This window comes from Serratia sp. NA_112.1, assembly GCF_052691715.1.
Window position 1 is genome coordinate 33,990 of sequence record NZ_JBQZFO010000017.1, and the last position, 18,147, is coordinate 52,136.

Genomic DNA, 18,147 nt, shown 5'->3' on the forward strand with positions numbered 1-18,147 from the left:
GTATAGGGGAAGAGCTGAAACGATGCGGCAGCGTTTGATCGTTAGCGCCTATCGCAAGAAAAGAGATCATAATCACAGTCGAACAGGCTACAATCGGACAACCACGTCATCTTTATTCTCAAGCCTAAGAGTGTTGCTATGAAAAATATCAATCCTAGTCAAACCGCTGCTTGGCAAGCCCTGCAGCAACATTTCGAACAGATGAAAGATGTACAGATCAGCGATCTGTTTGCTCAGGACAAAGAGCGTTTCTCCAAGTTCTCTGCCACCTTCAACGATCAGATGCTGGTGGACTACTCTAAAAACCGCATTAGCGCGGAGACCCTGGAGAAGCTGCAGGCACTGGCGAAAGAAACCGATCTGCAAAGCGCGATCAAATCCATGTTTGCCGGTGAGAAAATCAACCGTACCGAAGATCGTGCGGTGCTGCACGTTGCTCTGCGCAACCGCAGCAATACCCCGATTATCGTGGACGGCAAAGACGTGATGCCGGAAGTGAATGCGGTGCTGGCCAAAATGAAACAGTTCTGCGACCGCGTGATTGGCGGTGACTGGAAAGGTTACACCGGCAAAGCCATTACCGACGTGGTGAACATCGGTATCGGCGGTTCCGATCTCGGCCCTTATATGGCGACCGAGGCGCTACGCCCATACAAAAACCACCTGAATATGCATTTTGTCTCCAACGTTGACGGCACTCACATCGCCGAAACACTGCAGCCACTGAACCCGGAAACCACCCTGTTCCTGGTGGCGTCCAAGACCTTCACTACCCAGGAAACCATGACTAACGCCCACAGCGCGCGCGACTGGTTCCTGAGCACTGCTGGCGATCAAAAACACGTGGCGAAGCATTTCGCGGCGCTGTCGACCAACGGCAAAGCGGTGGGTGAGTTCGGTATCGATACTGCCAACATGTTCGAATTCTGGGATTGGGTCGGCGGTCGTTATTCCCTATGGTCGGCGATTGGTCTGTCGATTGCCCTGTCACTGGGCTTTGATAACTTTGAACAGCTGCTGAGCGGCGCGCATGCGATGGACCAACACTTTGCACAAACCCCGGCAGAGAAAAACCTGCCGGTGCTGCTGGCGCTGATTGGTATCTGGTACAACAATTTCTTCGGTGCAGAAACCGAAGCTATCCTGCCTTACGACCAGTACATGCATCGTTTTGCTGCTTACTTCCAGCAGGGCAACATGGAATCCAACGGTAAGTATGTCGATCGCAACGGCAACCCGGTGGATTACCAGACCGGCCCGATCATCTGGGGCGAGCCAGGCACCAACGGTCAGCACGCGTTTTACCAGTTGATCCATCAGGGGACCAAACTGGTGCCTTGCGACTTTATCGCACCGGCCATCAGCCACAACCCGCTGAGCGACCACCACGCCAAACTGCTGTCGAACTTCTTCGCACAGACCGAAGCGCTGGCGTTTGGTAAATCGCTGGAGGTGGTAGAGGCTGAGTTTGCTGCACAGGGCAAAACGCCGGAGGAGGTCAAGCACGTGGCGCCGTTCAAGGTGTTTGAAGGCAACCGTCCGACCAACTCCATCCTGCTGCGTGAGATTACCCCGTTCAGCCTGGGCAGCCTGATTGCTCTGTATGAACACAAGATCTTCACCCAGGGCGCGATCCTGAACATCTTCACCTTCGACCAGTGGGGCGTGGAGCTGGGCAAACAGCTGGCTAACCGCATCTTGCCGGAGTTGGCGGGTGATGAAGCGGTCAGCAGCCATGACAGCTCAACCAATGCGCTGATCAACCGCTTTAAAGAATGGCGTTAAGTACTACCTCGAATTGATGCCAATAAAAAACCCGCCACGGCGGGTTTTTTTACATCTGAATGATTACAGATTGATAGGCACTTCGAAACTGATGCCTGCGCCCACGTCATCGGCAGTGCTGGCGTTGTTATCGGTGTACCACAGGCTGGTATCGAACTTGACCTGCGAGTCGAAGTTGTAGCCCCAGCCCAACTGAATGCCTTTCAGCGTGTCGGATTTCGGGAATGCATGGTTGATAGACTGATTATTTGGGTTCACTTTGGCGTACACCAAGCGGGTGCTCCAACGCTGACCATCATCCAACACCATTTCTACTCGGCCGGACAGCATTTGCCCGTCGCCACCCATGGCATGACCCAGTGGGTAGCCTTGCTGGTAGTAGCCGCCTCTGTAAATGTAATGATTATACATAACGTTGTTGGCATTGCCATTGGAGCGAGTATCACTGCCCTCAATGTGCCAGTTGATGGTGGTTGGGCCCCATTCTGGGTGACCTTCCAGACCTAAAAGATAGGCATTGTGCGACGGCAACATGCCGGCTTCATCTTCACCGGTGATTTGGCCGTAGAAGCTGACCGGCAGGCCAATCAGCGGCTGCATTTTCAGCTTGAAGTCAAACCCGCCAAGCTGGTTACCCGGATCGTTTTTCGGGTCGCCGGTGTTGTCGTTACCGGTCACACCGTCCCAGAACGAACTCCAGGAGTGCGGACGGCCATCGCCACCCCACATCATGACGCGTGAAGCGCCCAGCTCGAGGAAGTTGGTCGGCATCATGGTAAAACGACCGCCAATCAGTTTGGTATCAGGCACGGCAGTGTATTGCGACAGCTGGCCGGCGGTAAGCTGGTACTGCCAACGGCCAATCCACGACAACCAAGGGGTTTCAAACGGCGATTGGTCGGCGCGCTGCAGCATAAAACCGGCAACCGGGCGTGCGGCATCGGAACGAATCAGGCTGCCGTCATAGCCCGGCCCCCACCATTGGGATACCTCACCGAAGGACAGCCATTGGTTCCAGATTTTCACTGCACCATAGGAGCCATTCAGGTTGAATTTGGAGCCGTCGCTGACGCGTTGATCGCCCTCGACTGATCCTTGGAGTCGCACGTCCCAGAACTCGCCGTTGGCACCGGCACCGATAGTCAGACTTTGGTCAGCATATTGGTTCTGGCCGAAGCCCTGCGGCGTGCCAGGTTTGTCTGTGGCTGCATAGCCGCTGACGCGAATATTGGCTTTTAAGTTACCGACGCGGCGTTGAACGCGGTCGAGAACGTTTTTCTCGGTATTGGTTACCGGTTTGGCCTGTGAAATTACAGAGCTGATTTCTTCCTGGCTCAGTGGCCAGGTGGACAGGCTAACGTTGATGACGCCACGGTCGGACAGCCAGGCGAGGTCATTACGCAGGTCATTATCAGGGGTTACCAATCCGCTGGCATGACCGCCCAATGCACAGGTAAACAAGCCTGCGGCGACCAGTCCGTTAAGTTTAGCGCGCATAAATATTCCCTTGTTAATTCGAGTTGTTTGTTTTATGTAAAGATCTATAACCCATCATAGTGGACATTTCAATTTGCTACAAATATATCCATATGAAACATTAAAATGTAACTGTTTGAATAATACTTATTTTTTTTAGACCCTGCGCAGATGTTAATTTTTAAGATAATGCCTATGTTAGGATGCGCGAATAACTACAGTGGTATTGATGGGGAATATTTATGGCAAAAACCTCTCGCTCGGTGATGATCGCCAAGGGGTTGCAACGGGTGTTGAACGTGGGACTGTTGCTGCTGGCGGCGATCCTGATCGTCTTTTTGGTGAAAGAGACCATTCATTTGGCGCAAGTCTTATTTGTAAACAACGAGGAGTCGACGTCCTATTTGCTGATTGAAGGGATAGTGATTTACTTTCTCTACTTTGAATTTATCGCTTTGATTGTGAAGTATTTTGAATCGGGTTATCACTTCCCTCTGCGCTACTTTATTTATATCGGTATTACCGCGATTATTCGTTTGATCATCGTGGATCATGAAAATCCAATAGACACGTTAATTTATTCTGCCGCGATCTTGTTACTGGTGGTGACGCTTTATCTGGCGAATACCGACCGCTTAAAACGAGAATAAATGACATAAAAATGGCGGCCCGTAAGGGGCCGCCGAAGACACAGGTTATAGAACGAAGTACATCAATCGCATTGCAGTGGCACAAAACTAACCTTTCACCCCACCGGCCGTCAGGCCACCGACCAGCCAGCGCTGCGCCAGCAGGAAGACGGCGGTTATTGGAATTGCCGACAGCACCGCCGCAGCGGCAAAGTCGCCCCACAAATAGTTCTGCGGGTTCAGATATTGCTGCATCCCAACTGCCAGCGTATAGCTGTTGACGTCGCGCAGCAGCAGTGAAGCCACCGGCACCTCGGTGATAGCGGCGATGAATGACAGAATAAACACCACCGCCAGAATCGGTACTGACAGCGGCAGCAGCACCAAACGGAAAGCCTGCCACGGGCTGGCCCCGTCTAGTGCCGCCGCCTCTTCCAGAGAGTTATCGATGGTTTCGAAATAGCCCTTGATGGTCCAGACGTGCAGCGCGATGCCGCCCATATAGGCGAAAATTACCCCGCCGTGGGTGTTCAGGCCGATAAACGGAATGTACTGACCCAGGCGATCGAACAGGGCGTACAGCGCCACCAGTGACAATACCGCCGGGAACATCTGGAAAATCAGCATGCTTTTCAGCAGCGTGCTTTTACCGCGAAAACGCATGCGAGCAAAGGCATAGGCGCAGGTGGTAGAAAGCGTGACGATGCCAATGGCGGTGATCACCGCGATCTTGATCGAGTTCCACAGCCACAGCAGGACCGGGAATGGCGGTGGGGTGACGCTGCCGTCGGCGTGCGTCACGCTCATGCCGAGCGCCAACCGCCAGTGATCCCAGGAAATTTGTTCCGGTATCAGGCTGCCGGTGGCGAAGTTGCCAGACCGCAGCGAGATAGTGACGACCATCAGCAGCGGGAACATGATCAGGGCGATAAAGCACAGCATCAGAGCATGGGTTATCCACAGACGTAGACGCTGGGATTTGGGTTGGACCATAGCCATTATTTTTCTCCCTAGTCGAAGTTCATCTTGCTGGCTTTCAGATTCAGGATCGCCAGAGCGCCTACCAGCAGGAAGATCAGCGTGGCAATCGCGGCCGCCAGACCGAAGTCCTGCCCGCCGCCGCCTTCAAAGGCAATGCGGTAGGTGTAGCTGACCAGCAGGTCGGTATAACCGGCCGGCGTGGTGGTGCCGATCATGTCCGGCCCGCCGTTGGTCAACAGTTGAATCAAGACGAAGTTGTTAAAGTTAAAGGCGAAACTGGCAATCATCAACGGCGTCAGCGGCTTGATCAATAACGGGAGAGTGATGCGGAAAAAGTTCTGCATCGGGGTGGCGCCGTCCATTGCCGAGGCTTCGTACAGATCGTCGGGGATCGCTTTCAACAGCCCCATGCACAGGATCATCATGTACGGATAACCCAGCCAGGTGTTGACGATCAGAATCATGCTCTTGGCGGTAATGGGATCGCTGAACCAGGCCGGTTTGATACCGAACAGATGGCTGAGCATCATGTTGATTTCACCGAAACTTTGGTTAAACAACCCTTTGAAAATCAGAATCGAAATAAACGACGGTACCGCGTAGGGCAGTATCAGCATAACGCGATACACGGCTTTGCCTTTCAGCGCTTCCCACTGCACCACGCAGGCCAGCACCATGCCCACGGCCACGGTGAGGATCACGGTCAGCACCGAGAACACGATGGTCCAGATGAAGATCGACACGAACGGCTTTTTGATACCTTCGTCCTGCAACACGCGCAGGAAGTTTTTTCCGCCAATGGTGACGGTGTATCCCGGACTAAGGGTTTCTTTAGCCCAATTGCCGTCGGCATTCACCGCCTGATAAAAGCCAATCTCCGGGTTGGGTCGGTATTGAATGTGGGTCTGTTGGTCGGTCAGCGCATTGCTGTCCTTATCCAGAGCGTAAAGCGGGCTGGTACCGGAAAACTGGCGCAGAGAACTCATACGCAGCTCGCCGCCGTCCGGTAACTGTGCCACCAGTTGGCTCAGTGCCTGACGGTTTTGCGTGATCACTCGCAGCGTAGCGCGTTCGCCTGCCGGTTGTTCGGCGCTTTCTTCGACCAGCTTCAGCGTTTGCGGTGCGTTGGCATCAAAGCTGAAAGGCTGGGAAATCAGCTGCCGACCGCTGTCCGGGTGAGTTAGCTGCAGAAGCCAGCGTTGATTTTCCGCTGGATACAGGCCGAAGGTAAAGGTCTTGCCGGTCTGGAACTGACGCTGCATCAGCACCGACTGGGCACGCTCAAAGGTGAGCTGATTGGTGCTGCTGTAGTTGGTAAAGGCGATGGCGATGGTGCAAATCAGCGGAAACAGGACAAACAGCCCCATGCCGGCGATGCCAGGGTAAACGTAGCGCCAGGCGTAGGCACGACGGTTGGCGAAGACGTAAAGCCCGGCGCTGACCAGAATCAGCGTCAGAATGGCAAACAGGTATTCACCCTGTGCATACATCAACACAATCAGGTAGCAGGTAACCAGGCTGAACAGGCCGATAACCAGCCATTTCAGTATGTCACTCTGCCACCACTTCGACTTTTTGCGCGCAGGTGAACCGGCGTGAGCTAATTGCATAGGGCGTTCCTTTCTGTGAAGCCACAGCGGGGTACCTGTCTGTACCCCGCACAACATAGTGTGTTACTTGGTAATACGAGTTTGCACGTCATCCAGCGCGGCTTTCACCGTCTGGCGACCACTGACGGCGTTGATCACCGCACTGCGTTCGGCATACCAGAAGGCGCTCATCTGCGGGATGTTAGGCATGATTTCGCCGTTCTGTGAGTTCTCCATGGTGGCGGCAATCTTTGGATCTTTCGCCAGTTGCTCCTGATAGGACTTCAGCGCCACCGCACCCAGCGGTTTGTCCTTGTTGACGTCCGCCAGCCCTTCGTTGGTTAGCAGGTAGTTTTCCAGGAATTCGGTCGCCAGTTCTTTGTTCGGGCTGGCGGCGTTGATCCCGGCGGTCAGTACGCCGACGAAAGGTTTGGAAGGCTTGCCTTTGAAGGTCGGCAGCAGGGTAACGCCGTAGTTGATTTTGCTTTGCTCGATGTTTGCCCACGCCCAAGGGCCGTTGATGGTCATTGCGGTCTGGCCTTTGTTGAAGGCGGCTTCGGCAATCGAGTAATCGGTATCGGCGTTGATCTGTTTGTTTTTCACCAGATCGACGATGAACTGCAGGCCGGCCTGTGAACCGGCGTTGGCGACGCCAACGTCCTTGATGTTGTATTTGCCGTTCTCATACTTGAAGGCATAACCGCCGTCGGCGGCAATAATCGGCCAAGTGAAGTAGGGTTCCTGCAGGTTCCACATGATGGCGCTCTTGCCTTTGGCGCGCAGCTCTTTGTCCAACGCCGGGATCTCCTCCCAGGTTTTTGGCGCCTGTTTGATCAGGTCTTTGTTATAAATCAGCGACAGCGCTTCTACCGCGATCGGGTAGCCGATCAGTTTGCCGTCGTAGCGCACTGCGTCCCAGGTGAAGGGGAACAGTTTGTCCTGGAAGGCTTTGGAAGGATGGATTTCGGCCAGCAGGCCCGACTGCGCGTAGCCGCCAAAGCGGTCATGAGCCCAGAAGATGATGTCCGGGCCGTCGCCGGTGGCGGCTACCTGCGGATATTTTTCTTCCAGCTTGTCCGGGTGCTCAATAGTGACTTTAATGCCGGTGTCTTTCTCAAATTTTTTGCCGACTTCGGCCAGGCCGTTATAGCCTTTATCGCCGTTGATCCAGATAACCAGTTTCCCTTCCTCGATCTTGGCAAAGGCGGAAGAAGAAAGCACCAAGGTGGTCAGAGCGGAAAGCACCAGCGTATGGGCGATGGTAAAGCTGCGAGTCATAATCCAATCCTTCTTTTTTATGGGCACGTAAATCAAGGAGAGAGGTTTCGCGGTAATAGTGGGTCACAAAGCGACACATTCTCATCCTCCCCCCCTCTACGCCCCACGCCTACGTAGTGTGATCCAGTTAACATTGCTCTCTATTCTGTGGCGTCAGACACAAAATAGGGGGACGATTTTTGCCAGACAGATCACAGATTTGTCTTAAGCGTGGAACTTCTCACCGCCGCGGTCGTTCCCTCATCCTCCCATCTCCTCCCCCATGAAAAATCCTGTTACGGATGATTACCCTTTGTGGGGTTTACCGCACTATCGGCCACATTGATTTTCATCGCCATGAGCAGCAGGGAACCGGATTTATGTCGCCAATGCCTACCGCCACTCACCCCACCCTGTACCGGATCCATCCGGTCAGTTTCCGTGATGGAAACGGGGATGGTATGGGCGACACTCACGGCATGATTGCGGCCTTGCCCTATTTGAGCACGCTATCGATTGACGGCCTGGTGTTGCCACAGGGCTTGGCGGCCCAGGAGGAAGCGGCGGTCGATGCCCAGGGTTTGGCTCTGTGGTACTGCGACGGGCCAAACCACATTCGTCGCGCCGCTGCTCCGCAACAGTATCTGCGCAGCCCACTGGCGTTGGAGGTCGTACCCTTCAGCGTGGAGAGGCTGGTTGAGGTGTTGAATACTCGCCGCACCACGTTGGCAGAAAGCCTGTGGAGCACCGGTGATGCCGACCAGCCTCGGGTGGTCAGCCACTGGGGGCAGGGCAACTTGCGCTCCGCCGATGCCTTTTTGACGCTGCTGGCAATGCTGCCCGCGCCCATTTGCCTGTATCAGGGGGAAGAGCTGGGCTTGCCGCATGCCGCCGCTCTGCAGGATCCGCTCGGCGCGCAAACGCCGATGCCATGGCATGAAGCCCCTGAGCAAGTGACCGCCGGTGAAATCCACTGGTATCAGCAGGTGGCGATCGAACATCGCGCGCTGGCTATCAGCCGCCAACAGCACGACCACTACTCCACCTTGCGTTACTGCCAGTCCTTGCTGGCGCTGCGCCGTTTAGCGGTGATCCAGCAGGGGGAACTGAGCGCGGTCAGCCAGAGTAATGGTGTAGTTAGATTACTTATTACCCATCAGGATCAATGCCTTGAAGCGCTGATTAACCTGCAGCCTTATACTCAGGCGGCCGCACCGTCTGAGGCGACCTTGCCACTGGCTTGGCAGCACGGTGCGCAGCAAGAGGGTCATCAATGGGTTTTGGCGGGTTTTGCGTCCGCCATTTTTACACGAAATGTTAACTGCGAAAGCAGGGGAGTAACGCATGGCTAGCGTCACATTGCGCAGCGTTTATAAGGCTTTCGGCGAAACGGTGATTTCCAAAGACGTCAATCTGACGATCAATGACGGCGAGTTTGTGGTGTTTGTCGGGCCATCGGGCTGCGGCAAATCGACGCTGCTGCGCATGATCGCCGGGCTGGAGGACATCACCTCCGGTGAGCTGATGATCGGCGATAAACGTATGAATGAGGTGCCGCCCTCCGAGCGCGGCATCGGCATGGTATTCCAGTCTTACGCGCTGTATCCGCACTTGTCGGTGGCCGACAACATGTCGTTCGGCCTGAAGCTGGCAGGGGCTAAAAAAGCGGAAATAAATCAGCGGGTCAATCAGGTATCGGAAGTACTGCAACTGGCCCATCTGCTCGACCGGCGGCCAAAAGCGCTGTCCGGTGGGCAGCGTCAGCGGGTGGCGATCGGCCGTACGCTGGTGGCGGAACCGGACGTGTTCCTGCTTGATGAGCCGCTGTCCAACCTCGACGCCGCGTTACGGGTACAGATGCGCATTGAGATCTCCCGCCTGCACAAGCGCCTGCAGCGCACCATGATTTACGTTACCCACGATCAGGTCGAAGCGATGACGCTGGCCGACAAAATCGTGGTGCTGGATGCCGGGCGCGTCGCTCAGATCGGCAAGCCGTTGGAGCTGTACCACTATCCAGCCAACCGCTTTGTCGCCGGCTTTATCGGATCGCCGAAAATGAACTTCCTGCCGGTCAAAGTGACCGCCGTAGAGCCGCAACAGGTCCAGGTTGAACTGCCTAACAATCAACTGGTGTGGTTACCGGTGGAAGGCACGCAGGTGCAGGCCGGCTCGAATATGTCACTGGGCATTCGCCCGGAGCATCTGTTGCCTGGTGAGGCCTCTGAAGTTCGGCTGACCGGTGACGTACAGGTGGTGGAGCAACTCGGCAACGAGACGCAAATCCACATCCAAATCCCGGCAATTCGTCAAAACCTGGTTTACCGCCAGAACGACGTGGTGCTGGTAGAAGAAGGTGCAACATTCGCTATTGGCCTGCCGCCTCACCGCTGCCATTTGTTCCGTGAAGATGGTACGGCATGTAAACGGCTGCACCAGGAGCCGGGCGTTTAAAGCATCACAGTCTGTATAACAGGAGAATAATGATGACTACTCTGCGCAAACTTCCTCTGGCACTGGCAATCGCCGCTGGTGTTCTCACCACTCAGGCTATGGCCCTTGATTTTAAAGGCTATGCCCGTTCCGGCATTGGCTGGACCGGCAGTGGTGGTGAGCAACAGTGCTTCAAGGCCACCGGCGCCGACAGCAAATACCGTCTCGGTAACGAGTGTGAAACCTACGCCGAACTGAAGCTGGGTCAGGAAGTGTGGAAAGAGGGCGACAAAAGCTTCTACTTCGATACCAACCTGGCTTACTCGGTTTCACAACGTTCCGATTGGGAAGACGTGACGCCAGGCTTCCGTGAAGTGAACGTGCAGGGTAAAAACCTGATCGACTGGCTGCCGGGTGCCAATATGTGGGCCGGTAAGCGCTTCTATCAGCGTCATGATGTTCACATGATTGACTTCTACTACTGGGATATCTCCGGTCCGGGTGCCGGTCTGGAAAATATCGATCTGGGCTTCGGCAAGCTGTCTGCTGCCGTGACCCGTAACTCCGAATCCGGTGGTTCTTACGGTTATCTGGATAATGAACTGGACCAACGCCCAACCGTCAATGACACCTTCGACGTGCGTCTGGCCGGTCTGGAATTGAACCCGGGCGGTACCCTGGAGCTGGGTCTGGACTATGGTCGGGCTAACGCGCAGGACGGCTACCACCTGGCTGACGGTGCCAGTAAAGACGGCTGGTTGGTAACTGCGGAACATACCCAGAGCATCCTGACCGGCTACAACAAGTTCGTGCTGCAATACGCCACCGATTCGATGACCTCACAGAACAACGGCCGTAGCCTGGGTTCAACCATCGACAACAACGGCAAGATGATCCGCGTGCTGGATCACGGTGCCATCGACTTCAACGATCAATGGGCGATGATGTATGTCGCCATGTTCCAGGACATCGATCGCGACAACAACAACGGCAGCACCTGGTACACCGTGGGCGTGCGCCCAATGTACAAATGGACGCCAATCATGAGCACTCTGCTGGAAGCCGGTTACGACAACGTGAAATCTCAGCGTACCGGCGATCGCAACGGCCAGTACAAGGTCACCCTGGCGCAACAGTGGCAGGCGGGCAACAGCATCTGGTCACGCCCGGCTATCCGCGTATTTGCGACCTACGCCAAGTGGGATGAGAAATGGGGCTACGCTACGTCCAGCGACGCAGAGGGCAATCCGGCTCTGAAAGCTGGCACCGCGTATAACGACACCAGCATGCACAGCTTCAGCCGTGGCAATGACGATGAAGTCACCTTCGGCGCACAGATGGAAATCTGGTGGTAATGAGATAACGGGGGGAGCCAACCGCTCTCCCCAACCTGTATTCGCCGACATTGTCTCTCTTGCCTGAGCCGCGTCGGTTACCTTGGGGTATAACAATGAAAAAGAATCTGCTGTCTCTATGCCTGTCACTGGCTCTTGCCGTGGGTGCGCCACTGGTGGCCAATGCCGATACGCCGGCCAATGTATCCATCGCTCCAGCTATTAGTGCCAGCACGCTGCAAAGCCTGCCATGGCAACCGCTGGTGCCGCCGGTCAGCCAGGAGGTGAAACTGGATAATGTCAGCCCGCAAGTTAATCAGGGCGATATTCAGGGCGCTATCGCCGCCTATACGCTGCCGGCCGATCGCGGTTCGCTGGAAGTCACACTGAGCAGCATCAGCAAGAACAACTCAATTTATGCACCTAGCGTCCTGGTGCTGGATGAACACCTGCGACCGGCAGCCTATTACCCGAGCAGCTATTTCCCTTATCAGCCACCGGGTGCGATGTCATCCGATCGCCTTGAGGGCACGCTGAAACTGACACCGGCGCTGGGTCAGAAGCAAATCTATCTGTTGGTGTATACCACTCGTCAGGATCTGGCGAAAACCACTCAATTGACCAACCCGGCGAAGGCTTATGCGCAGGGCGTGGGTAACGCAGTACCGGATATTCCGGATCCGATCGCCCGGCATAGCACCAGCGGCACCATCAAACTGAAGGTCACGGCAGAGCAGGGCAGCGGCAACATCATGATCGGCATGTTGCAGCCGGCACCGGCGGCGACGCCAGTGGTGGTGGGATCAGCCGCGGCGGTTGCTGCAGCACCGACTTCGGCACCGGCTCCAACCCAACCGGCGGAACCGATGTTGAATGACACCGAAACTTACTTTAACAACGGCATCAAACAGGCAGTGAAGGCGGGGGATATCGATAAAGCGCTGAAACTGATGAATGAGGCTGAAAAACTGGGTTCTACCACAGCGCGTGAAACCTTTATTGGCAGCGTGAAAGGCAAGGGGTAGTACCCGACGCTGCCGATGCTGGCTTGATGATTGGTGCGCCCCGGCGCACCTTTTTTCATTCGCGGGCCAGCGTTTCGCCGATCAGCGCCAGCAGGCGAGCATTATCCACCTGTTGCATTATCCGCACCGGCCGACCTTCGACTTCCGGCATACCGACCGTCAGGCGCAGACTTTGCGGTCGCCAGCGACGAGAGCTGCCGCGCGTCATAGCACCTTCCAGCGCGACATCAACAAAATACTCTTCCGTGGTGACCAACTGCGGCTCCAGCAGCCAGGCAATCACCAGTGCATCATGGATCCAGCAGCCCGGCAGATGGCGGGTATGGCGGGAGTAGTCGATCCAGGGCTGGGTGGTGGCTCGCAGATAGCGGCACAGCGGCGTGTCCGGCTGGGTCATCTGTATCAGATCGGTCTGAGTCAGCATGGTTTGCGTGGTGACGTCCAGCGGGGCAAGCGTGATATTGGCACCGCTGGTCAGCACCTGCCTGGCCGCTTCCGGATCCAGTCCGAAATTGGTGTCCTTGATGTAGCCTTCGACGTTGAACACCCCACCCATAATCACGATTTCCTTCACCGCCTGCGCCATCTGTGGGTACAACTGCAGGGCATGGGCGACGTTGGTCAGCGGGCCGATTGCCGCCAGGGTGATCTCGCCGGGGTGACTGCAGATCAACTCCCCGATCGCTATGGCGGCGTTGGGTGTGGGTATTGTGGCGGCTTGCGGATAAGGCGTATTACGCCACAGGGCAGCCAACTGCGGCTCGGTAATCGCCCGATCCAGATGGATGCGCCAGGGTTCTGGCGCTTCACTCAATGCTCGCGTTGCACCTGCCACTACCGGTACCTGATAACCGGTTTGCTGCAACAGATGGCTGGCCACGGCAAAGCCGACGTCGCGTGGCGTATTGCCGGCCACGATGCTGACAAGCTCCAGTGAGAGCTGAGGTTTGGCCGCCAGAGCCAGGGCTAGGGCCAACCCGTCGTCAACGTTGGCACCGGGAATACCGTTGCCAGGATCGCAATCAATAATCAAACGCATAGCAGTTACCTGAATCAATAAACTAGCAGCCGCACGATCGGCGGATATGCAACTGGAAGGTAAATTCGTGCAGCTCTGGCTGCGCGGTACCGGTGGCCAACATGGCGATGGCTTTTCTGGCCATGGCGTCGATTGGCTGTTCGACCGCGCTGAGCGGCGGCACGCTGAATTCGGATTGCTGGGTGCCGTTAAAACAGATGATAGCCAGATCGTCCGGCACGCGCAGCTGATGTTCCGCCAGCGCTGACAGGCAGCCGAGTGCCTGCTGTTCGTTGGAAGTGAATATGGCGCGTGGGCGGGGGCCTTGCAGCATTTTCTGGCTGGCCTGATAGCCGCCCTGGCGGGTATAGGGGGCTTCAAAAATCCATTCTTCACGCGGCGTAATACCCGCTTCAATCAGCGCGTCACGCCAGCCGTTAAGGCGATCTTGTGCGTTGAGCATGGTTAGCGGACCAACAAAAATGCCAAGAGCCCGATAGCCGTGTTGCAACAGGTGGCGCGTGGCCTGACAAGCGGCGTCGCGTTCATTAACGCGGATGGTACTGATGCCGGCATGGCTGTCGATAGTATCGATCATCACGCAGGGGGTGCCGGAATAGCGGATCAGATCAAACCAGGGATGGCGATCGACGCTGGTATACAGCAGGCCGTCAACCTGACGGCGCAGCAGGTGATTAATCAGATCGTGTTCGTGCTGGCGGTCGTCGCCGGCGTCCCCCAACAGCAGCACGCGGCCGTGTTTGAAGGCTTCGCGTTGCAGCGCCCGTGCCATTGTGGCAAAAAACGGGTTGGAAATATCGGGAACCACTAATCCATAAGTCAGGGTATTGCCGGAAGCCAGCGCCCGGGCGATGTCGTTCGGTCGGTAACCGGTTTGCTCGATCGCCGCCAGCACCCGCAGACGGGTGGCTTCTGCCACTGGGCGCGGGCCGTTATTGATCACATAGCTGACTACCGCGACCGAGGTGCCCGCGACGCGGGCGACGTCGGCGCGGGTGATGCGCCGCGCGGATTGATTATCCAAGTTGGTTTCCTGTACGCCCTGATTACACCGCGTCCTGCGGCAGGTTAAGATCGCGGCCGCGCGTTTCCGGTGCAAAAAAGGTAGTGATTAAGCCAATGCCCGCCATTACAACAAAATAGCAGGCGACAGGCCACCAGTGACCGAAACCGGCCAGCAGTGCGGTAGCGATCAGCGGTGCGGTCCCGCCGGAGAGGATCGACCCCAGTTCTTTGGCGAATGCCATTTTTGAGTAGCGGTTTTTGACGCCGAACAGTTCCACGCCATAGGCCGCCTGCACGCCAAAAATGCCCAGAGATGCGATGCACATGCCGACTACAATCACCGAAATCACTATCGCCGGTTCACGGCTGTCGAGCAGCCAGAAGGCCGGGAAGGCGTACAGCACCAGCAACAGACAGAACCAGCGGTAGGTGACGCGGCGGCCGAAGCGGTCAGAAAGCCAACCCGCCAGCGGGATCACCAGGAAACCGCACAACGAGGCGATCATCACCGCCAGCGCCGGCACCGATTTATCTACCATCAGCACCTTGGCAACGTAGCCCACGATAAAACCCTGACATAGATAGGACGGGCCATTTTCACCAATACGCAGACCGAGCATGATCCAGAAGGCTTTGGTGCGTTGCAGGTAGCTGCGGTTATCCGCTGCCACGGGAGCGTTGTCCAGCATGCGCTGACGGTTTTGCTGCAGTTCGCGTTCAAATACCGGGGTTTCACGCACGTGACGGCGCAGGTAAAGAGCGCCCCCGGCGATCAGGATGCTGGCGAGGAACGGGATACGCCAGCCCCAGGCGATCAGATCGGCCTTGTCCAACTGCAACACCAGTAACCATACCAACGAGGCCAACAGAGTGCCGCTGTTGGAGCCTATCGCAATGATCGAGGCAACCAGGCCACGGCGTTTGGCCGGGGCGTATTCTGCCAGCATCACCGCGCCACCGGAAAGCTCTGCCCCGGCACCGAAGCCCTGGGCAAAACGCAGGATCACCAGACAGGTGGGGGCCCAGACACCGATTTGGGCGTAGGAAGGGATAAGCCCGATCAAAGTGGTAGAGACACCCATTAGCGCTACCGTGGTGAGCAGCACCACGCGGCGGCCCTTACGGTCGCCAATCCAGCCGAAAACCAACGCGCCGACAGGACGGGCAATAAAACCGACGGAGTAGGTGGCAAAGCTGGCCAACAACGCCACCAGCGGGGTGGCTTCGGGGAAGAACACGTCGCCGAACACCATGCCGGCCGCCAGGCCATACAGGGCGAAATCGACATATTCCATTGCCGTGCCGAGCCAGCACGAGAAAGTGGCGCGCCAGAATTGGCAGCGCCCTTCTTTGGTGGTCAAACGTTCATCGGCTGCCAAGGTTTCGGCGGTGGCCTGTGGGGTTGCAAGCGTTGTTTCGCTCATGGCATTGATATCCTCTTTTCTTCTGCGCCACACCTGTAGCGTGAACGCGGTAAAGATGGTTTCCAGAGGCTGTGCCCCGCAATAGGTCGTGGTGCCGTCGCAGTTCCAAAAGCCCGTAATCAAGGCGGAGGGTGCAGGGCATAGCGGGCCTACGTTCAAGCCTGACAACGCAGAGTACGGGCTTTTGGGGCGCGACCCGAAGGGCTGGGGCCATTTGAGCGCGCACCTGTGTTACGAGCCGCTTATTTGGCCCACCAAACCTCACGATTCGCGCCTTGTTGCGCACTCAAATGACCGCCAGAGGCGCTCACGAACTATTGCGGGACGCAGCCTTATGTCGGCAAGAAGGTTTGCTGACAAAGTTTTTGACTGTTGGCGATTCAACGCTGCAGTACAAGGGTATCTACGCGCGTAGATAAAACAATGCTGCAGGGGTGAAATTTTGCTGAGGATCACATAATCCCCATCGCGCCGGAGAATGAAGGTAAAGAAAACAGATGGCAGAAAGATGACAAAGCGGTGCTTTTAAGGCACGAAGTTTTGCTGTGTGGCCCCCCTCGAATCAGCCTGCCGCTTTTGAATTTCTGCGTTACAATGAGCGCCTGTTAACAGTTTGTCTGGTCTGGCGCAGCCGCAGGGCGCGGTGTCAGGCATGGAGTAGAACAATGTCAGGCAATAGGGATTCGATCCTACCGCCGCTGGAGTGGTTAACCGCGCAACATCCTCCGGCACCCGCCGCCGTCAGTGACTGGTTGATGGAGCCAGGTTCCATGACGCGCCGCTTTGAACGCCACTGTGGACGGGTACATGTCGAACCACAACGCGAATGTTTTGTTACCTGCGACCAACTGGGGGAAGAGGGGGAACATCTGCCGGACAGTCCGCGCTATTGGCTGCGTGAAGTTGTGTTGTTGGGCGACAACCAGCCCTGGCTATTGGGGCGTACGGTGATTCCGCTGGAAACGCTGACAGGCCCTGATCTGGCACTGGTGGATTTGGGCACCTTGCCACTGGGCCGCTATCTGTTCAGCAGCGATGAACTGACTCGCGATTACATTCATATTGGACGGCAAGATGCACTGTGGGCGCGCCGTTCCCGCCTGCGGCTGGCGGGTAAGCCGCTGTTGCTGACCGAACTGTTTTTACCGGCTTCACCGCTGTACGCGACAGGAAGTTCGGTTCCCGAATGATGAGGAGAGAAAAGACCTTGGAAGGAAGCGTGATTCAAAGCAAATGGCAGGCTTACAGCCATCTGATGCGCATTAATAAACCTATTGGTACCTTGTTATTACTGTGGCCGACGCTGTGGGCACTTTGGATAGCGGGACAGGGCGTGCCGTCGCTGTCTATCCTGGTGGTGTTTGTGGCTGGGGTCTTCATGATGCGAGCTGCCGGTTGTGTGGTGAATGACTATGCCGACCGTGCTGTAGATGGCCACGTGAAGCGAACTGCCACTCGTCCGATGCCGAGTGGCCGGGTGAGCGAGAAAGAGGCCAAGGTGCTGTTTGTGGTATTGGTGCTCGTCTCGTTCGGGCTGGTGCTGACGCTCAATGCGATGACTATCTGGCTGTCACTGGCGGCGCTGGCGCTGGCGTGGGCCTATCCGTTTATGAAAAGGGTCACTCATCTGCCGCAGTTTGTTCTTGGCGCGGCGTTCGGCTGGGGTATCCCGATGGCCTATGCCGCCGTCAGTGAATCCTTGCCATTGAGTTGCTGGGTGTTGCTGCTGGCCAATATTTGCTGGACGGTGGCTTACGACACGCTGTATGCGATGGTTGACCGTGACGATGACCTGAAGATTGGCATTAAATCTACCGCCATTTTATTTGGTCGTTACGACAAGCTGATTGTTGGTTTGCTGCAGTTCGCCACGCTGCTGCTGCTGCTGTGGGTAGGTTATCTGACGCAGATGAGCGGGGCCTTTTACTGGTCACTGTTGCTGGCGGGCGCCTTGTTTATCCATCAGCAAAAACAGATTGCCACCCGTGAGCGTGACGCCTGCTTCAAGGCGTTCATGGATAACAATTATGTCGGGCTGGTGCTGTTTATCGGCATCGCGTTGAGTTACTGGCAGGGTTAAGGCGTTACCTCAGTAAAAAAGGCACCCGAGGGTGCCTTTAGGTTGCTGACAAAGCAGGAAAAAGCGTGGTTTTTCCTGCTTTGTGGTGAG

Annotated in this window: 15 protein-coding genes; 8 read left to right on the top strand and 7 right to left on the bottom strand. The window is 56.2% G+C overall.

Annotation, left to right across the window (positions count from 1 at the left end; all coding sequences use genetic code 11):
- The first annotated feature begins 138 nt into the window (after positions 1-138).
- Positions 139-1,785 (top strand): glucose-6-phosphate isomerase, encoded by a 1,647-nt coding sequence (pgi, locus tag ACUTQ5_RS21085; RefSeq protein WP_017894221.1) that lies wholly within the window; start codon positions 139-141, stop codon positions 1,783-1,785.
- 63 nt (positions 1,786-1,848) lie between these two features.
- Here the strand turns inward: pgi and ACUTQ5_RS21090 are convergent, their stop codons facing one another.
- The gene (locus tag ACUTQ5_RS21090) at positions 1,849-3,282 is read right to left on the bottom strand and encodes a capsule assembly Wzi family protein (protein WP_445652833.1); all 1,434 of its coding nucleotides are present in this window, start codon (positions 3,280-3,282) and stop codon (positions 1,849-1,851) included.
- A 221-nt stretch (positions 3,283-3,503) separates the two neighbouring features.
- On the opposite strand from ACUTQ5_RS21090, the gene psiE reads away from it, so the two are divergent.
- Complete coding sequence (gene psiE / locus ACUTQ5_RS21095; protein ID WP_445652834.1) at positions 3,504-3,911, top strand: phosphate-starvation-inducible protein PsiE; 408 nt, start codon at positions 3,504-3,506, stop codon at positions 3,909-3,911.
- Positions 3,912-3,998: 87 nt separating this feature from the next.
- Here the strand turns inward: psiE and malG are convergent, their stop codons facing one another.
- The 3 genes from malG to malE all read right to left on the bottom strand — a co-directional run bounded on the left by malG (position 3,999) and on the right by malE (position 7,738).
- Entirely contained in the window at positions 3,999-4,889 is an 891-nt protein-coding gene (gene malG / locus ACUTQ5_RS21100; RefSeq protein WP_012147168.1) for a maltose ABC transporter permease MalG, read from the bottom strand.
- An 11-nt stretch (positions 4,890-4,900) separates the two neighbouring features.
- Positions 4,901-6,481 carry a maltose ABC transporter permease MalF gene (gene malF, locus ACUTQ5_RS21105; RefSeq protein ID WP_445652835.1) on the bottom strand — a complete coding sequence of 527 codons (1,581 nt, stop codon included), beginning with the start codon at positions 6,479-6,481 and terminating at the stop codon, positions 4,901-4,903.
- Positions 6,482-6,544: 63 nt separating this feature from the next.
- Positions 6,545-7,738, bottom strand: a complete 1,194-nt coding sequence (malE, locus tag ACUTQ5_RS21110; RefSeq protein ID WP_445652836.1) for a maltose/maltodextrin ABC transporter substrate-binding protein MalE — start codon at positions 7,736-7,738, stop codon at positions 6,545-6,547.
- A 359-nt stretch (positions 7,739-8,097) separates the two neighbouring features.
- On the opposite strand from malE, the gene ACUTQ5_RS21115 reads away from it, so the two are divergent.
- From ACUTQ5_RS21115 to malM, 4 genes are all read left to right on the top strand, one after another.
- Entirely contained in the window at positions 8,098-9,069 is a 972-nt protein-coding gene (locus ACUTQ5_RS21115; RefSeq protein ID WP_445652845.1) for an alpha-amylase family glycosyl hydrolase, read from the top strand.
- Complete coding sequence (gene malK / locus ACUTQ5_RS21120) at positions 9,062-10,171, top strand: maltose/maltodextrin ABC transporter ATP-binding protein MalK (protein WP_445652837.1); 1,110 nt, start codon at positions 9,062-9,064, stop codon at positions 10,169-10,171. The genes ACUTQ5_RS21115 and malK overlap by 8 nt, the downstream gene beginning before the upstream one ends.
- A 29-nt stretch (positions 10,172-10,200) precedes the next feature.
- Positions 10,201-11,505, top strand: a complete 1,305-nt coding sequence (locus tag ACUTQ5_RS21125; RefSeq protein WP_445652838.1) for a maltoporin — start codon at positions 10,201-10,203, stop codon at positions 11,503-11,505.
- A 95-nt stretch (positions 11,506-11,600) separates the two neighbouring features.
- Entirely contained in the window at positions 11,601-12,509 is a 909-nt protein-coding gene (gene malM / locus ACUTQ5_RS21130) for a maltose operon protein MalM (RefSeq protein ID WP_445652839.1), read from the top strand.
- 55 nt (positions 12,510-12,564) lie between these two features.
- Here malM and ACUTQ5_RS21135 read toward each other — a convergent pair whose 3' ends face one another.
- The 3 genes from ACUTQ5_RS21135 to ACUTQ5_RS21145 are packed head-to-tail and all read right to left on the bottom strand — an operon-like array spanning position 12,565 to position 15,977.
- Positions 12,565-13,548: a nucleoside hydrolase gene (locus ACUTQ5_RS21135; RefSeq protein ID WP_445652840.1), complete on the bottom strand. Its 984-nt coding sequence runs from the start codon at positions 13,546-13,548 to the stop codon at positions 12,565-12,567.
- Positions 13,549-13,570: 22 nt separating this feature from the next.
- Complete coding sequence (locus ACUTQ5_RS21140; RefSeq protein ID WP_445652841.1) at positions 13,571-14,572, bottom strand: LacI family DNA-binding transcriptional regulator; 1,002 nt, start codon at positions 14,570-14,572, stop codon at positions 13,571-13,573.
- 22 nt (positions 14,573-14,594) lie between these two features.
- Entirely contained in the window at positions 14,595-15,977 is a 1,383-nt protein-coding gene (locus ACUTQ5_RS21145; RefSeq protein ID WP_445652846.1) for an MFS transporter, read from the bottom strand.
- Positions 15,978-16,642: 665 nt separating this feature from the next.
- Here ACUTQ5_RS21145 and ubiC point away from each other — a divergent pair.
- Together ubiC and ubiA are read left to right on the top strand one after the other, a co-directional pair.
- Entirely contained in the window at positions 16,643-17,167 is a 525-nt protein-coding gene (ubiC, locus tag ACUTQ5_RS21150) for a chorismate lyase (protein ID WP_445652842.1), read from the top strand.
- Entirely contained in the window at positions 17,164-18,057 is an 894-nt protein-coding gene (gene ubiA, locus ACUTQ5_RS21155) for a 4-hydroxybenzoate octaprenyltransferase (protein ID WP_445652843.1), read from the top strand. Before ubiC ends, ubiA begins: the two co-directional genes overlap by 4 nt.
- Positions 18,058-18,147: the final 90 nt, after the last annotated feature.

Coding starts and splice junctions, on each gene's coding strand:
- ACUTQ5_RS21115 (WP_445652845.1), top strand. CDS start 8,098: ATGTCGCCAATGCCTACCGCCACTCACCCCACCCTGTACCGGATCCAT.
- ACUTQ5_RS21135 (WP_445652840.1), bottom strand. CDS start 13,548: ATGCGTTTGATTATTGATTGCGATCCTGGCAACGGTATTCCCGGTGCC.
- malG (WP_012147168.1), bottom strand. CDS start 4,889: ATGGCTATGGTCCAACCCAAATCCCAGCGTCTACGTCTGTGGATAACC.
- malM (WP_445652839.1), top strand. CDS start 11,601: ATGAAAAAGAATCTGCTGTCTCTATGCCTGTCACTGGCTCTTGCCGTG.
- malE (WP_445652836.1), bottom strand. CDS start 7,738: ATGACTCGCAGCTTTACCATCGCCCATACGCTGGTGCTTTCCGCTCTG.
- ubiA (WP_445652843.1), top strand. CDS start 17,164: ATGATGAGGAGAGAAAAGACCTTGGAAGGAAGCGTGATTCAAAGCAAA.
- ACUTQ5_RS21145 (WP_445652846.1), bottom strand. CDS start 15,977: ATGAGCGAAACAACGCTTGCAACCCCACAGGCCACCGCCGAAACCTTG.
- ACUTQ5_RS21090 (WP_445652833.1), bottom strand. CDS start 3,282: ATGCGCGCTAAACTTAACGGACTGGTCGCCGCAGGCTTGTTTACCTGT.
- psiE (WP_445652834.1), top strand. CDS start 3,504: ATGGCAAAAACCTCTCGCTCGGTGATGATCGCCAAGGGGTTGCAACGG.
- ubiC (WP_445652842.1), top strand. CDS start 16,643: ATGTCAGGCAATAGGGATTCGATCCTACCGCCGCTGGAGTGGTTAACC.
- malK (WP_445652837.1), top strand. CDS start 9,062: ATGGCTAGCGTCACATTGCGCAGCGTTTATAAGGCTTTCGGCGAAACG.
- ACUTQ5_RS21125 (WP_445652838.1), top strand. CDS start 10,201: ATGATGACTACTCTGCGCAAACTTCCTCTGGCACTGGCAATCGCCGCT.
- pgi (WP_017894221.1), top strand. CDS start 139: ATGAAAAATATCAATCCTAGTCAAACCGCTGCTTGGCAAGCCCTGCAG.
- malF (WP_445652835.1), bottom strand. CDS start 6,481: ATGCAATTAGCTCACGCCGGTTCACCTGCGCGCAAAAAGTCGAAGTGG.